At 70.6% G+C, this 15,612-nt stretch carries 15 protein-coding genes and 1 riboswitch; of the genes, 6 read left to right on the top strand and 9 right to left on the bottom strand.

All coding sequences use genetic code 11. The features are described 5' to 3' along the window. Positions 1-27 precede the first annotated feature (27 nt). The 3 genes from I2501_RS02470 to I2501_RS02460 form a co-directional block, all read right to left on the bottom strand. On the bottom strand, positions 28-402 hold the full coding sequence (locus I2501_RS02470) for a YybH family protein (RefSeq protein ID WP_196192075.1): 375 nt from the start codon (positions 400-402) through the stop codon (positions 28-30). Between the two features lie 33 nt (positions 403-435). Beyond that, positions 436-1,155 carry an SDR family NAD(P)-dependent oxidoreductase gene (locus I2501_RS02465; protein WP_196192074.1) on the bottom strand — a complete coding sequence of 240 codons (720 nt, stop codon included), beginning with the start codon at positions 1,153-1,155 and terminating at the stop codon, positions 436-438. A gap of 401 nt (positions 1,156-1,556) precedes the next feature. Next, a complete protein-coding gene (locus tag I2501_RS02460) occupies positions 1,557-2,996 on the bottom strand; it encodes a DUF2252 domain-containing protein (RefSeq protein WP_328806156.1) in 1,440 nt (479 codons plus the stop codon). 196 nt (positions 2,997-3,192) lie between these two features. On the opposite strand from I2501_RS02460, the gene I2501_RS02455 reads away from it, so the two are divergent. Next, positions 3,193-3,624, top strand: a complete 432-nt coding sequence (locus tag I2501_RS02455; RefSeq protein WP_196192072.1) for a DUF6325 family protein — start codon at positions 3,193-3,195, stop codon at positions 3,622-3,624. 59 nt (positions 3,625-3,683) lie between these two features. Next, complete coding sequence (locus tag I2501_RS02450; protein ID WP_196192071.1) at positions 3,684-3,986, top strand: SHOCT domain-containing protein; 303 nt, start codon at positions 3,684-3,686, stop codon at positions 3,984-3,986. Between the two features lie 92 nt (positions 3,987-4,078). Here the strand turns inward: I2501_RS02450 and I2501_RS02445 are convergent, their stop codons facing one another. From I2501_RS02445 to I2501_RS02425, 5 genes are all read right to left on the bottom strand, one after another. Continuing rightward, positions 4,079-5,305: a chitinase gene (locus I2501_RS02445; protein WP_196192070.1), complete on the bottom strand. Its 1,227-nt coding sequence runs from the start codon at positions 5,303-5,305 to the stop codon at positions 4,079-4,081. 234 nt (positions 5,306-5,539) lie between these two features. Beyond that, positions 5,540-5,845, bottom strand: a complete 306-nt coding sequence (locus I2501_RS02440; protein WP_196192069.1) for a DUF7701 domain-containing protein — start codon at positions 5,843-5,845, stop codon at positions 5,540-5,542. After that, positions 5,842-6,456 (bottom strand): RipA family octameric membrane protein, encoded by a 615-nt coding sequence (locus I2501_RS02435; RefSeq protein WP_236045736.1) that lies wholly within the window; start codon positions 6,454-6,456, stop codon positions 5,842-5,844. Before I2501_RS02435 ends, I2501_RS02440 begins: the two co-directional genes overlap by 4 nt. A 3-nt stretch (positions 6,457-6,459) precedes the next feature. Continuing rightward, positions 6,460-8,682, bottom strand: coding sequence for a hypothetical protein (locus I2501_RS02430; protein WP_196192068.1), 2,223 nt, complete (start codon positions 8,680-8,682; stop codon positions 6,460-6,462). A gap of 66 nt (positions 8,683-8,748) precedes the next feature. Beyond that, positions 8,749-9,084, bottom strand: coding sequence for a DUF805 domain-containing protein (locus I2501_RS02425; RefSeq protein ID WP_196192067.1), 336 nt, complete (start codon positions 9,082-9,084; stop codon positions 8,749-8,751). Positions 9,085-9,264: 180 nt separating this feature from the next. Between I2501_RS02425 and I2501_RS02420 the strand changes: the two genes are divergently transcribed. Further along, a complete protein-coding gene (locus I2501_RS02420) occupies positions 9,265-10,053 on the top strand; it encodes an MBL fold metallo-hydrolase (protein ID WP_196192066.1) in 789 nt (262 codons plus the stop codon). Between the two features lie 33 nt (positions 10,054-10,086). Here I2501_RS02420 and I2501_RS38955 read toward each other — a convergent pair whose 3' ends face one another. Next, positions 10,087-11,259, bottom strand: coding sequence for an aggregation-promoting factor C-terminal-like domain-containing protein (locus tag I2501_RS38955; protein WP_196192065.1), 1,173 nt, complete (start codon positions 11,257-11,259; stop codon positions 10,087-10,089). A 2-nt stretch (positions 11,260-11,261) separates the two neighbouring features. Then, positions 11,262-11,458: riboswitch (cyclic di-AMP (ydaO/yuaA leader) on the bottom strand. 308 nt (positions 11,459-11,766) lie between these two features. On the opposite strand from I2501_RS38955, the gene I2501_RS02410 reads away from it, so the two are divergent. The 3 genes from I2501_RS02410 (at position 11,767) to I2501_RS02400 (ending at position 15,266) form a co-directional block, all read left to right on the top strand. After that, positions 11,767-12,447, top strand: a complete 681-nt coding sequence (locus I2501_RS02410) for a FadR/GntR family transcriptional regulator (RefSeq protein WP_196192326.1) — start codon at positions 11,767-11,769, stop codon at positions 12,445-12,447. 94 nt (positions 12,448-12,541) lie between these two features. Next, positions 12,542-13,561, top strand: coding sequence for an asparaginase (locus I2501_RS02405; RefSeq protein ID WP_196192064.1), 1,020 nt, complete (start codon positions 12,542-12,544; stop codon positions 13,559-13,561). Between the two features lie 139 nt (positions 13,562-13,700). After that, positions 13,701-15,266: a long-chain-fatty-acid--CoA ligase gene (locus I2501_RS02400; RefSeq protein WP_196192063.1), complete on the top strand. Its 1,566-nt coding sequence runs from the start codon at positions 13,701-13,703 to the stop codon at positions 15,264-15,266. Positions 15,267-15,612 lie beyond the last annotated feature (346 nt).

Here is a 15,612-nt window from a genome sequence, read left to right as displayed (position 1 = left end):
GGACGCCGGTCACCGCCGCGCCGCGGCTCAGTCCGGCAGCAGGGAGACCTGGTAGTGCGCGATCGCCCAGCCGTCCGCGGTCCGCTTCAGCAGGACACCGAGGTAGACGGCCAGCGTCGGACGGTCGGTGAACGCGAAGTCCACCGAGAGGTATCCGAGGACGAGGTCGGGGGCGGGGTGACTGGTCGTCAGGATCCGGTACGCGGCGGTCATGCCGAGGGGCTGCGCGGCGTAGTAGGCGGTCACCCCTGGACGTCCGACGCTGTAGGGGTGCAGGCCCTGGAAGACGGCGTCCTCGGTGAAGAGGGCGGCTACGCGTTCGGGCTCATGCCGGTCGACTGCGGCCTTCCAGCGGTCGAGCACCTCGCGCAGGACGGTCTCGTCGGTCGTGTCGGCGTTCATGGTCGTCGGTTCCCTTCGGTGGCGTCGGTGCGGTCAGTGGCCGGCGCTCATGCCGCCGTCCACGTGCAGGATCTCGCCGGTGACGAACGGCGCCTGCTCCAGGTAGAGGACCGCGTCGACAATGTCGCCGATGTCGCCCATCCGGCCCATGGGGTGCAGCGTGTCGAGGAACGGGTGGGTCTGCTCGGGGTGCATGGGGGTGCGGATGGTGCCGGGCGAGACGGCGTTGGCGCGGATGCCGCGGGTGGCGTACTCGACGGCGAGGGACTTGGTGGCGGACTGCAGGCCGCCCTTGGTCAGCGAGGCGAGCACGGAGGGGACCCGGGCGTCGGCGTTGTCGACCAGACTGGTGGTGATGGTGACGATGTGTCCGCCGCCCTGGGCGAGCATCTGACCGACGGCGAGCTGGGTGAGGTGGAAGAAGCCGGTGAGGTTGATCCCGCTGACGGCGGCGTAGTCGTCCGCCGTGTAGTCGGTGAAGGGCTTGGCGACGAAGACGCCGGCGTTGTTCACCAGGGTGTCGACCCGGCCGAACCGCTCGACGGCGGCGGTGACGATGCGCTCGGCGGTGCCCGGGTCGGCGATGTCGCCCTGGACGGTGAGGACGCCTGCGTCGTCGGCGGGGGCAATCGTGCGCGGGGTGGCGACGACGGCGTGGCCGAGCTTGCGGTAGGCGTCGACGAGGCCGGCGCCGATGCCCTGCGAGGCACCGGTGATGATGGCGACCTTCTGACCCGTGATTTGCGCGTCCATGACATGTCTCCGGAGCAGGGCCGAGCATCGGCCGGGTGGCGGGGTGGGATTCCTCGAACTCGGCGTCGGCCGCCGGTCGATGGTTCGACGGTAGGAGTCCTGCCCCGGTGCGGACAACGCCCTGCTGGGACCGGCCTCCTCCCTGCTGCGAGGCTGGGCCTTCCAGTCCAGGTCAGTGCGGCGAAGGTGCGGCGAAACGGCCTGCCGGGCCACCGCCCCGGCGGGCCACCAGCCGGCCTGCAACGCGGTCGACAGCTGCCACAGGCGGGCGGCCTTGTCCGGGTCGAGCGCGTATGCGGCGACGCCCCGGCGCATGCCGGGGCGACGGCGCGCGGCTTCCTGCAAGTCCTGGGAGCTCCCCGACTTTCAGGCCCGCTGATCAGCCAGGAGGCAGGGACCGACTACACCTCCGTCCGAGCGGTCACCCGACCCGACTTGATCGCGGCCAGCAACGCCGCGTGGTCGCGTTCGTTCTGGTCGGCGTAGGCCACCGCGAAGCGGGCGAGCGCCTGGTCGAGGATGTCGCTGCGGCCGACGTACGCGGCGATCGCGATCCGGTCGCCGGAACGGGAGTGGGCGCGGGCGAGGGTCCAGCCGCAGAGGCGGCCGAACTCGGCCATCTCGTCCGGGGTCATCAGCGCGGGCTGGGCGATGCCCTTCCAGTCCCGCAGCTGGCGGACGTAGAAGTCGCGCTGCCGGTCGTCCATGCCGATGACCCGCTCCCAGCCGAGGAAGAGGTCGCTCGCGGCCTGCATCAGCCGCTGCCCGGAGACCACCCGCTCGCCCTGGGTTTCGAACTCGCAGGGTGCCGTGTAGCGCTCCAGCACCGACCGGTCCGCCTCCTTGGCCTGCAGGAAGAGGGGGTCCTCGCCGTCCCGGCCCAGCAGCAGGGCGATCCAGCAGCGGGTGCCGACGCTGCCGACGCCGACGACCTTCCGCGCCATGTCGACCATGTGGTACTCGCGCAGCAGGTGGCGGCGGTCGCTGGGGAGCGTGCGGCTGTAGCGGTCGAGCAGGTCCCGCATCTCGTCCTCGGTCTGCGACCGCTCCCGGTCGGGGAGCAGCGCGTCGATCGGGGTGATCAGCGGCGGGTCGGCGGTGATCCGGCGGCGGCCGTCGACCACCTCGGTGAGCTTCTCGAACGCCTGCTCGCTGTCCCTCGAGCGCGCCTTGGCCAGCTGCTCGGTCACCCGCTTGCGGGTCCCCTTGCTCAGCTGGCCCGCGATCGCGGCCTGCACCTGGTAGGCGTCGGCGCGGGCGTACCAGACCTCCAGATTGCCGACCTTCGCGAACTCGCGGACGGTCTCCCGGTACGACTGGACGCAGGCGCGGACGACGTCCTGGCTCTCCTCGTCGGGGAACCCGTTCTCCCGGCCCGCGATCACGAAGCTGGCCGACAGTCGCTTGAGGTCCCACTCCCACGGTCCGGGGTGGGTCTCGTCGAAGTCGTTGATGTCGAACAGCAGGTTGCGCTCCGGCGAGCCCAGCAGCCGGAAGTTGAGCAGGTGCGCGTCCCCGCACAGCTGGGCGGTCAGCCCGGTGTTCACGCCCCGGGACAGGTCCATCGCCATGATCGCGGCGGCGCCCCGGTAGAAGCGGAAGGGCGACTCGCTCATCCGTCCGTAGCGGACCGGGACCAGCTCCTGCACCCGGGTCGCCGACTGCGCCCCGATCACATCGATCGGGTCCGGCCGGTCCGGACCGGGGGCGAACTCGCCGAGCACCGACCTCGGCACCCGCTTCCGCGCCGCCCTGCCCCGCTCGGCACGCTCCCGTGGGGACTCGGGTCCGGTCTCGGACGCCGGACGTTCGGTTTGGGCAGGATCGGCTACGGCAGCCACGGCGGTCTCCTCGCGGTGAAGCGCCTCGATGCGAAGGCGCTGAACGATCGAGCACGGAGCCGGGACAGGACTCGTACCTTCATGCTTCCGCAGAGCCAGGCCCGCCGCATGCGCAGGGAGGACGGCCCGGTTGCGGGCGTCCGGAGCCCGTGGGTGACTGGGGAGGTGGGGTGCCGAATCGAACAGGGAGCGCATCGTGGAACTGGGGCCGGTCGAGTACGCCGTCATCGCCTTCCCTGGCAGTGAGTTCTCCGGGAGGATCGTCCCGGCTCTCAACGACCTGATCCGCCAGGGCACGATCAGGCTGATCGACCTGACGTTCATCACGAAGGCACCGGACGGCTCGGTGGAGGCCTTCGAGCTCGACGCCCTGCCGGAGACGATCACCACCGCCTACGACGCCCTCGACGGCGAGGTCAGCGGACTGCTCAGCGCCGAGGACATCGCGGACCTGGCCGAGGCGGTGCCGCCCGGCAGCAGCGCGGCGATCGTCGTCTGGGAGGACAGCTGGGCCCGGTCGCTGGCCCAGGCGGCACGGGAGAGCGGCGGCGTGCTGGTGACCCGCGAGACGGTTCCGCACGAGGTGGTGCAGGCGGCCGTCGCGGTCCTCGAATCCGGCGCGGCCTGAGCCGGCACGAGACCTGAATCTGCACGAGAGCTGAGTCTGCACGAGAGAGGAACACCGACATGCTGAGACGTGGACCCGTGGGCGGTCGCAGGGGGCCCGGCCTGATCGGCGCGGCGGCGCGCACGGCCGTGGTGGCCGGTACCGCGACCGCCGTCTCCGGCAACGTCCAACGGCGGCAGGCCGCCCGCGCGCAGGAAGCCGCGCCCGAGCCGGTGGCCCCCGCGGCCCCGGCCCCGGCCCCGGCGGCTCCTGCGGGCGACGACTCACTCGACCGCCTGGAGCGCCTTGCCGCCCTCCACAACTCCGGAGTCCTCACGGACGAGGAGTTCGCCCAGGAGAAGAGGAAGATCCTCGGCGGGTGAGCACCGGACCGACGCCACGACGGCACGAATGACCCCACTGCCCCGGCCGCGATTCGGCCGGGGCAGTGGGGTTACTCATGGCGGGTCAGTGATCAGCAGGACCCGTCGTCGTTCCAGGCGCCGGACGGGCCGCCGGGAACCTCGTCGTCGTTCCACTGGTTCGCGGTCCAGTTGTGACCGTTGTACGAGACCTCCTGGCCGGAGGTGTACGCGGCCGAGGCGGTCCACGCCGCCGCGCAGGAGCCGCCGCCACCGCCGGTGGAGGTCGGCGTGGGTGTCGGGGTGGGCGTCGGTGTGCCCGTCGATGTGCCGCCACCCGTGAAGGCCTGGAACGCCTGGGTGAAGGCCCCGCTGTTCTGGCTGACGCCGCTGCACGTCGAGCTCGCGGTCGTCTGTCCCGGGCAGCCGCCGTTGTCACGGCCCTCCGACCAGAACGAGAGCTCGGCGATGCCCCGCTGCGCGGCGTAGGACTCGACGGTGCTCGCGTCGCCGAGTGAGAACACCTCTCCCGCGCTGTCGTTCTGACCGATCATCGGGGTGTTGCCGAGCCGCGCGTACGCCGCGGAGGTGGAGATCCCGAACGCCGAGGCCACCTGTGCCGCCGTGGCGTCGAGGGCCTGGTTGGCGGCCGATCCCATCTCGGTGCCGGAGGTGCCGTAGTCCATCGTCATGATGTTGACGATGTCCGGCGTGAAGCCGTTGGCCACGGCGTTCGTGAGCACGTTGACACCGGAGGAGGTGAGCCCGGTCGGCGCCGCCGGGATGGTGTACGAGATCGTCAGGCTCTGCCCGTTGGCGGAGGCCCACGAGCGCACCTGGGCGAGGGCCTGCGCGGTGAGGGTGATGTCGGCGGAGTTGGTGACCTCGTTGGACTCGATGTCGAAGTCGAGGTGGCTCACGCCGAGCGTGGTCACCACCGACTCGACCTGCGCGGCCATCGCGCTCGCCGACGAGCAGGTGTTGCCGAGGTCCGTGCCGTTGGTGTCCGTCGTGTAGCCGCCGAAGGAGATGCTGACGTCCCCGCCCTGCGCCTGGAGCGAGGAGATCTGGGACTGCCAGCCCGACTCGTTGGGCAGCGACCACTGACAGCCCGAGCCGTCGACGAAGGCCAGCGTGAAGTACTTGGTGCCGTAGTCGGAAGCCACCGTCGTGAGCGTGGTGTTGCTCAGACCGGTGTCCACGTAGGGGGCGAAGACCTGCGAGGGCCAGGTGACGCCGGCGGCGTGCGCGGCGGGGGTCAGGCCGGTGGCCGTGAGCGCCGCGAACGCGCCGACGCTCAGCAGGGCGGATGCGGACAGGACGAAGAAGCGTTTGGGCATGCACTGCTCCCTTTTCGGCATGGGGGGACCAGCGGTGCGACCGGGCGGGCACCGTCGGACGCCAGGGGCGTGCGCACATGTTGTCTGGACCAAAGTGGGGAATGGTCTGGACCATGTGAACGCGAAAGACAGCAAACCGGCGACAACGGGCACATGTCAAGACCACCGACCGCACTCACAACCACGCCCCCACCGGTCGTCAGGCCGGTGGGGGCGTCGTCGTCCGGGAGCAGGTCACAAACCGCCTGCGGTGGTGCGCTGTTGAGCGGCCGTATGGATCGCCTGCATGTACGGGAGGTCCATGGCCTGCGTGCGGGCGGGGAGTTGCTCGAAGGGAACGATCGCCGGATGGTCGGGCTCGCGCCCGAGCATCCACGCCGACCAGGTGTCGTGGACGTCCTCCGCCGTGGTCTGCGTGCCCTTGGCCCTCATCAGCACCGCGTAGCCGAGGAAGAGTGCGTCGTCGTCCCCGGGCGGTTGTGCGGCCGACGGGAGCAGGCTCCGGATGAGTGCGGCGTCTTCGGAGAGGTACGGGCTCATCCGAGCAGTCTGCCCAGGAGCAACAGGACGTGCAATCCGGCGAGCACCCACGGGATCAGACGTTCGGTCGTGCCGAGTTCGACGTAGCCGAGCCGCCGCGAACCGCCGTCTGCCACGTGCTTGAGGATCTCCCACTCGTCGGTGAAGATCCGTGCGGGCAGCCGCAGCTCCAGCCGGTTGATCACCGTGAACTTGGCCGCGTTGAGCATCCGGTAGCTGCGTAGTTGCAGCCACCACACGGCGGAGATCGCACAGCCGGTGAGGGCTGCGGTCAGCGCGGAGTACCACGCGACGTGGTCGAGCGTCGTGTCGGCCAGGCCCACGGCCGCCAGCAGGGTCGTCTGGACGGAGAGGAAGAACTTGTTGGCCGCGCCGCGCCGTTCCGACACCCGGTCCGCCATCTCGACCGCCAACGCGTAGGGTTCGAACAACTCGTTGCTGAACCTCCGCCTCGGAACCGGCCGCTGCCGCCGGGCTTCGGGGGTCCGCGCCTCGGGGATTTCGGCTGCGGCTTCGGGTGCAGGCGCAGGCTCGGCTACGAGCGCGGCCTCCGCTACGAGCGCGGCTTCGGCCATGGGCGCGGCTGCGGGTGCGGGCTCTGTCTCGTCCATCGCTCAGACACTCCTGACTTTCTCCGTCGCGCTCTGATTGCGGGGCAGCTCGGCGAGTTCCGCCAGGACCGGCTTGAGTTGACGCTTGACCAGGCGCGAGAGCAACCACCCCCTCTTGATTGAGGAGAAGGGGACCGCCGCCGGATCGAATCGCCGGAACTCCCCGACCCCGTCCTCGTCGAAGACGACGATGCCTTTCAATGGGAAGTCCCACTCCACCAGCGCCTTCACCCGCTTCCGGCCCCCGTACAGCAGCACCTTTCGCCGCGACAGCTCCCGGTAGCTCGACTTGGGCCGGAAGGTGGGCAGTTGGGGCAGCGGGCGTTGCCTCGGGAGTCCCTCGACCGACGCCTCCTCGGCGGCGCCGAACCGGTTCGCGTACACGGCCTTCACCGACTCGCAGAAGTCGCCGTACTCCTCCTCGTCGCAGTAGACCAGCAGCACCAGCCGTTTCAGGTCCATCACATGGGCGGCCTCGGTGAACTCCCACACCGTTCCGTTGCCTCTGCCGGCGGCGAGGGCGACCACGTGAGCGCCGCGGATCAGCCCGGCGACGGTGTCCTGCCAGTCGTCGTCCGACAGGTAGCCGCGTGTCGCGCCCGGAAGCGGGAGGTCCTCGCACGGGCTGCCGATCGCGATGACCTTGCCGATGCCTCCGAACCGGCGCACCAGGTACTCCTCCTGCGTCAGCCCGGACAGGAGGAAGATGGCCGTTCCCGGATCACCTCCGCCGACCAGCGTCGTCGGCATCTTGAACATCGCCGCGTCCTGCGCGAACGGCCGCAGGTAGAGCACGTAGCGCGTGTAGACGAGCTCGGTGAACGATCCGATGATCTTGACTGTGTGACGCTTGCCCCGCTTGATCAGCAGGCGGCCGTACAGGAAGACCCACATGCCGACGGTCATTCCGACCAGCCCCGCGCCTCTGGCCAGCAGGTCGAGCCAGCTCAGAAGGCCCACGCCGGCGGCCCGGATCCCCTGCGTGAGTACGCCGTTGCCCGCCATCCCGACGCTGGTTCCTGACACCCGCAGCGTCCACCCGGTCGCGATCATCGCGCGTCCCTTGTTGGGCCTCTGCTCCTCGCGGCGCAGAGGTCGGTCGGCGGGCTGCGTCGTCCCGCGGCGCGGGGGCCGCGGCGGGAACCCGGGCGGGAACGGGAACAGGACGGAGGAGCCGTAGCGCACCTCGCCCCACAGCGCCGCGTGCAGCGTGGTTTGGAGGTTCTCCTTCCGGAAGCACCGGTCGAGGTAGAGCAGGCCCAGGGTCAGCGGAGTCAGCGGCGCCGTCACGACCGAGGCGACGACATACGAGAGGACGACGATGCAGAGAGGAAGGACGAGACTCCCGAACGAGACAGGGGCCTTGCTGTCCGCCGGACCGTAGAGCACCTGCGCCGGGAGGTACTGCGCCGCGACGGCGGAGCCGAGACCGACGATCAGCTGGGTCGCGGCCCGGCCGACCATGCCGGGCAGCAGCGAGATGCCGAAGGTGCGCCAGAAGACGCCCCGGTTGAGCTGCCAGGAGCGGCGCAGCGCGGCGGTGGGGGTCATGCCCTCCAGCACCACGACCGGCGTGGCGAGGAGCAGCCTGCCCCCGACGAACACCATCGCCGCCAGGCCGGGGAAGATCAGCAGCAGGGCGAACCCTGCGGCGGCGCCACTGTGGAGAGCGAGGCCGAGGACGACGGCCGGAAGGAAGGACAGGATCAGGACACCCAGCACGGCCGACAAGGTCAGCAGCTGGGTGCCGAGGGTGCGCCCCAGGTGGGGGCGTGCCTCGACCCAGGCTTGACGGGCCGTCAGGCGTCGACCGAGCACCGCGTGGTGGCCGAGGACGGTGAGGCAGACCGTCGTGGTGACCGCGGAGGCGAGGACCGCGCACAACAGGGCGGGAACGACGGCCACCGCTATGGCGAGGGCCAGTTCGATCCCGCGCGTTGTGGTCATCCGCTCGCTGTGCAGGTGCAGGGACCTGATCAGTCCCCATGCGGCCCACACGCAGCCGCCCAGCACGACGGTGCTGCCGAGGGCGAGGGTCGACAACGGGAGGTACAGCGGTCCGAGGTAGCGCCGGACGGTGGCGAAGACGCCCTTGACGATGTCGTTCGCGTCGAGCGGGCGCAGTGGCACGACCGCCCGGTCCCACCGGCCGAACGGCCAGGGGAGCGCGATCGCTCCCCCGCCGAGCCCGTCGCGCCCGACCGCTTCTCCCCCGTCGCCTGCCATCGCCGTGCCCCTCCCCCGAGGTGTTCCGCCCTTTGTCGTGTCGGAACGCTGTGTCAGATCGCTGTGTCAGACGCGCGGGCCGTACTGGTTCGGTCCGGGGGTGCCCTCCTGGCACAGGAACACCAGCAGGATGATCGCCCCGACGAACGGGATGAGGGCGATCAGGATCCACCCGGCCGACCGGTCGGTGTCGTGCAGTCGGCGGAAGGCCACCGCGAGCGTGGGCAGCAGCACCGCCAGGCTGTAGATGCCGTAGAGCAGCGGGAAGTGGATCGCGGCGCCGATGATGAGCAGGACCGCACCGGCGATGATGTTGAACAGCGTGAACATCCAGTATTCCGCGCGCTGCGCCCGGCCCGAAAAACCGGCGTAGTTCTTGAGCACGTCCAGGTAGTAGTTCACGACCCCTCCAAGGTGTGGCTGGCTTTGCCTGCGGGAGCCACGGCCGCGATACCTGTGCCCGCTCACCGCGGTGGCTCTGTGAAAGAAGCTAGCGACGGCCGGAGGGGACCGGTCCCCCGCGAGTTGTGCTGTGCGCCGAGAGCACCTGCGCGGTTCCAACATCCTTGCCAGGATGGGCAGATGACTACAACCACCGTACCCGCACTGTCCGTCCTCGGAACGTGCGGAGCATGGCCTGCGGCCGGGCGCGCGGCGAGTGGGCTCCTGGTGGAGGCGGACGGGTTCCGCGTCGTGCTGGATCTCGGATACGGCACGCTGCCACGCCTGTTGGCGCACTGCACGGCGGACGAGGTCGACGCCGTGGTGATCACGCACGGGCATCCCGACCACTGCGCGGACCTGAGCGCGCTCGGTCGGGCGCTGACATTCGGGGACACGCGGGCCGGAGACATACCGGCCGGAGGCACTCGGGCCGGGGGCAGGCGCGTCGGGCGCACGCCGCTGTACTGCCCGGACGGGGTGCTGGAGCGCGTGCAGGCGATGGAGCCGAGCGAGGATCTGCGGGAGGTATTCGACCCGCATCCGCTGCCGGGGAGCCACGAGGTGGGTCCGTTCCGGCTGGACGGGCTGCTGCTGCCGCATCACGTGCCGCATGCGGGGGTGCGGTTGACCGTCTCCGGCCTGGTCCTCGCCTACAGCGGCGACGCCGGACCGGACCGGCGTCTCGGCGAACTCGCTTCCGGGGCTGACCTGTTCGTCGCCGGGGCGACGCTCCAGGGCGCGGACCGGGACCCGTACCTGCTCAGCGCCGCCGAGGCGGGTCGCTGGGCCGCGGACACCCGGGCCGCGCGCCTGCTCCTCACACACTTCTGGCCCGGCTCCGAGCGGAGCCGGGCCGTCGCGGAAGCGAGCGCCGCATACGACGGTGAGGTGCTGGCCGCGGACGAAGGGATGAGCCTTACGCTCTGACCCCGTCTGCGGACCTCAGCACCTGACCGACCGTCAGTACCAGTTGTTGGCCTGCCAGAACGCCCAGGCCTGGTTCGGGCTGCCGTAGGTGGAGTCCATGTACTGCAGCGCCCAGCGCAGCTGGGTGGCCGCGTCGGTCTGCCAGTCGGCGCCCGCGGAGGCCATCTTGTCGCCCGGCAGCGCCTGGGGCAGACCGTAGGCGCCGGAGGACGGGTTGGTGGCGGTGACGTTCCAGCCGCTCTCGTGGGAGATGATCTGGTCGAACGAGGCGAGCTGGTCGGCCGGGACGATCTGCGCGGCGATGGCCTGCGGGTCGCCGGTCAGGCTGGCGTTGCTGGCCGGCTGCGCGGAGGAGCCGCTCTGCGCGCTGCTGCCGGCGGACGCGTCGCTGCCCGTCGAGGCCGAGGTCGAGGCCGAGCTCGTGCTGGCACTGGACGACGAACCCGTGCCAGTCAGCTGCAGGTGCTCGCCCGGGAAGATCAGGTTCGGCCCCTGGGTGAGCGTGGCCTTGTTGAGCTGGTACAGCTCCTGCCAGCCGCCGGAGACGTGGTGCGACTCGGCGATCCGCGACAGCCAGTCACCGGCGACGACGGTGTACTCGGTCGCACCGGTGGCGGTCGTAGCGGCAGGGCTCGTGCTGGAGGCGGAGGTGCTCGGCGCGGCGGAGCTGCCCCCGTCGGAGTCCTCCGAACCCGCCTGGGCCTGGCCGCTGTCGCTGGAAGCGGTCGAGCTGCTCGCAGCAGACGAGTTGGCGGACGTGGCGGAAGTGGCCGAGTTCGAGGAGCCCGACGAGCCGGAGGTGCTGATCACGGGGGCGGGGCCGCCCTGGGTCAGACCGGCCTGCGGGCCGCAGACGGGCCAGGCGCCGGGGCCCTGGTCCGCGAGGACCTTCTCGGCGACGGCGATCTGCTGGTCCTTGCTGGCCTGGTCCGCAGAGGACGCGTACTGCTGGCCGCCGTAGGCGTCCCAGGTGGACTGCGAGAACTGGAGGCCACCGTAGTAGCCGTTGCCGGTGTTGATCGACCAGTTGCCCGAGCTCTCGCACTGGGCGACGGAGTCCCAGGTGGAGGTCGAGGCGGCGAACGCGCTGGACGTCCCGACGAGCGGGAGGGCGATGCCGGCGCCGGCGACACCGGCGACGGTGGCCAGGCGACGGGCCTGGCTGGTGCGGGGGCGGCGGTGACGGCCGTTTCCGGACAGGAGCATGGCAGGGTCCTCTACGACGCCTGCGAGGTGAGCTGTCGGATTCGGACCGTGGGCTAGCCCGGCCGTGCTGAGCACGGCTTCACCCCAAGCTGCGGACCTGACGGACCGGTCGCAGCGACTTACCTGGTTCCCCCGCCCCTGCCGAGTCGAAGTTCGCGCGTCCCGAGCCTCCGGCGGCAGGATTCGGCGTTCCGGAATATCAGGGTCCGCTACACGCGGACAGGCGGCACGCTAGGCAGCACCGAGCCGCCAGATCAACCGACTGGAGCCCTCTGTGAGCAGAAGCACATGCCCTCAGGTCGGGGCCGTGGGCGTTCCCGGGACCTGAACCTTCGTCAACCACCGTGCGCCGCACGGCTCCCCGCGCAACCCTGCCGCCGCAGGCCCCCACCCCCGCACGGGATGGCGAATCGACGCTTGACAGCCCCACCCTCACCCTCCAGGATCACTCGGGTGAACCTGTCAGACAGCCAGACAGGTGGCGCGATACCGCGTCGCGTCAGCGCGATGGAGGCGGTGTTCGGCCATCTTCGCCAGGCCATCGAGCGCGGCGACTACGCCATAGGCGACAAACTCCCCTCCGAGGCGGAGCTCTGCCGCCTGCTCGAAGTCAGCCGACCCGTGCTGCGGGAGGCGCTCCGTGCCCTGCAGACGATGGGCCTGACCCAGTCCCGGACCGGCAAGGGCACCTTCGTCATCGCGACCACGGTCGAGGAACCCACCTTCGGCGACTACGCGGCCGGTGACCTGGAGGAGGTGCGCCGACACGTCGAGATCCCCGTCGCGGGCTACGCAGCGCTGCGCCGCACCCCCGAGGACCTGGACCGGCTGGCCCATCTGCTGGAGCGGATGGAGCGGGAGACGGACACCACCGCGTGGGTCGCGATGGACAGCCTCTTCCACCTGACGGTGGCCGCAGCCGCCCAGAACCCGGCCTTCCGCCGCGTCATCGAGGAGATCCGCGACGCCCTGGCCCGCCAGTCGTCGTTCCTGAACGAACTGAGCGACGGACGCCGCGAGCAGTCGGACCGGGAGCACCGCGCGATCCTCGACGCACTGGTCGACGGCAACCAGCACGACGCCGTCGCCGCCATGGCGCACCATCTCGACTGCATCGACGCATCCCTCAGCAGCATCGTGCACCCGGGACGCACCACCACTCCCACGGAAGGCGAATCCGTCGCGTGAGCGATCAGATCAACAGTCACATAGGCAGCGCAGTATGCATTGAAATGACAGCAAACTCTAGCAATTCGGGCATTGGGGTCAGCGGGGTCGACGCATGAACGCCACGCCCTCCCTCGCCCCCTCCCCCACCCCGGCCGACGCTCCGGCGATCCGCGAACCCCGGCACTCCCCCGTCGCGCACCTGGTGCGCGCCGGAGTGGTCGAGGGCGTCCACTACGGATCGGTGGTCGTCCTGGACGCCGACGGCGAGGTCTCGTTCGCACACGGCGACATCGAGGCCGCCTTCTACCCGCGCTCGGCGCTCAAGCCGGTCCAGGCCGTCGCCATGGTGCGGGCCGGGCTGCCGCTCGACGGCGAGCTGCTGTCGCTCGCCGCCGCCAGCCACTCCGGCGAGGAGCGCCACCTGGACGGCGCGCGGCGGATCCTGGCGCTCGCCGGTCTCACCGAGGACCGCCTGCGCAACGTCGCGGACCTCCCCTACGGCCCGGCCGTCCGCGACGCCTGGATCCGCGCCAGACGCCTGCCGTCCCGACTGGCGCAGAACTGCTCCGGCAAGCACGCCGCGATGCTCTACACCTGCGCCCGGGCCGGCTGGTCCCTGGACGACTACCTCGACCCCGCCCACCCGCTCCAGCGGGCCGTCTCGGCAGCCGTCGAGGGCCTGACGGGGCAGCACGTCGCGACGGTCACGGTGGACGGCTGCGGCGCACCGCTGTTCGCGGTCTCGCTGCACGGCCTCGCCCGCGCGGCCGCGCGGATCACCACCGCCGCGCCCGGCACCCCCGAGGCGCGCGTCGCGGACGCGATGCGCGACCACCCCGAGCTGGCCTCCGGCGCCGACCGGGACGTGGCCGCGCTGATGCGCGCCGTGCCCGGACTGCTCGCCAAGGACGGCTTCGAAGGCGTCCAGGTCGCCGCGCTGCCGGACGGCCGGGCGATCGCCGTGAAGATCTCCGACGGCGCCGACCGCGCCCGGATCCCGGTCGCCGCCGCCGCACTCGCCCGCGCGGGCGTCGACCCCGAGCTGCTCACCGCCTTCGCGGGTGAGACGCTGCTGGGCGGCGGTCATCCCGTCGGCCGGGTCCAGCCGGTGCCCGAGCTGCTCGCGGACTGAGCCCAGGGCCGCTCCGCCCTCGTCAGGGGCTTCTCTCCGAGCAGGATCGGCAGTGCCGCAGCCAACGCGCCTGACCTGTGATGTCATCTGACATGCGTTCACACACGACGGCCCGGCTTCCCACCTTCCGGAAGGCACCATGCTGAACCTGTCGATCCTGCTCGAGGACTCCGCCCGCACGTACCCGAACCGTGACGCCCTGGTCCTGGGCCCGACCCGCCTCACCTACGCCCAGGTCGACGCCGCCGCGAACCAGGTCGCCAACCTGCTGGTGGAGCGCGGGATCCAGCCCGGCGACAAGGTGGCGCTGAGCTGCCCGAACCTGCCGCAGTTCCCGATCGTCTACTACGGCGTCCTCAAGGCGGGCGCCGTGGTGGTCCCGCTCAACGTGCTGCTCAAGCCGCGCGAGATCGCCTACCACCTCCGGGACGCCGACGTGAAGGCGTACTTCTGCTTCGAGGGCACGCCGGAGCTGCCGATGGGCGCTGCGGGATGGGCGGCGTTCAACGAGGTCAAGGAGGTCGAGCACTTCTTCCTGATGACCGCCGACCCGGCCGCGCCGAGCCCGGTCGGGGGAGCACCGTCCCTTGAAGAAGCGGAGACGCTCGGCAGCGCGCTCGCGGGCAGGAGCCCGGTCTTCGACCCGGTGGTCACCGAGGCGACCGACACCGCGATCATCCTCTACACCTCGGGCACGACCGGCCAGGCCAAGGGCGCCGAACTGTCCCATGCGAACACGATGATGAACGTGTTCGCCTGCAACCGGATGTTCAACACCAGGCCGGCCACCGACAGCCATGTGCTCTGCCTGCCGCTGTTCCACACCTACGGCGCGACGGTGCAGATGCACGCCGGGTTCGCGATGGCGGCCACGCTCCACCTGGTGCCGCGCTTCAACGCGGCGGAGGTGGTGCGGTTGATGGACACCGAGGAGATCACCTTCTTCGCCGGGGTACCGACGATGTGGTGGGCCCTGCTCGGCGCGCTCACCGACGACGTGGACGTCGACCGGATCGCGCGCAACCTCCGGGTCGGCGTCTCCGGCGGGTCCAGCCTGCCCGTCGAGATCATCACCCAGGTCCGGGAGCGGCTGCACGTCCAGGTGCTGGAGGGCTACGGCCTGTCCGAGACCAGTCCGGTGGCCACCTTCAGCGACCCGGACCAGGAGCCGCGTCCCGGCTCGATCGGCGTGCCGATCTGGGGTGTCGCGGTGAAGCTGATCAACGACGACTGGTCCGAGGTGACCGAGCTCGGGGAGATCGGCGAGATCGCCGTCAAGGGACACAACATCATGAAGGGTTACTACAACCGGCCCGAGGCCACCGCCGAGGTGATCAGGAACGGCTGGTTCCGCACCGGCGATCTGGCGCGCAGGGACGCGGACGGCTTCTACTACGTCGTCGACCGCTCCAAGGACATGATCATCCGCGGCGGCTTCAACGTGTACCCGCGCGAGATCGAGGAGGTGCTGATGACGCACCCCGCGATCAGCCTGGCCGCGGTCGTCGGCGTGCCGCACGAGAGCCATGGCGAGGAGGTCAAGGCGTTCGTGATCCTCAAGCCCGGCGCGGCGGCCACACCGGAGGAGCTGGTCGCCTGGGGCCGGGAGCAGATGGCCGGTCACAAGTACCCGCGCATCGTGGGGATCGTCGAGTCGCTGCCGATGACCGCGACCGGCAAGATCCTCAAGCGCGAGCTCTCCTGACCCTCCCCTGATCCCCCCGGGCCCTCCCCTGCCCCGCCGCTGATCCTCCGCTGATCCTTCGGATCCCCTGCTGCCGCGCAGCCTCCCCGACCGGCCGTTCAGAGCCAATCTGACGGTCGGTCGGCTGTTTTCCGCCATTCCGCGCCGCCACCCGTCCCGCCGAGATGGCCGAACCTTTCCGGCGCGTCTGCGGACAGTCCCGCGGAACTCGTGACTCCCTCCAATCCCGCTGGAATACAGCGATCTTGACGATCTGCAAGGTTTTTCACGCCATTTCAGAGCGGCTGTCAGAACGTTGGCATGGACACTTTCCAGGCGGGTTACCCGCTGGTAAAAATTTTCGCGA

Source organism: Streptacidiphilus fuscans (assembly GCF_015690355.1).
In the GTDB taxonomy this organism is placed as follows: domain Bacteria; phylum Actinomycetota; class Actinomycetes; order Streptomycetales; family Streptomycetaceae; genus Streptacidiphilus; species Streptacidiphilus fuscans.
The sequence above is the reverse complement of the archived record's forward strand: the minus strand, read 5'-3'. Positions and strand labels throughout refer to the sequence as shown.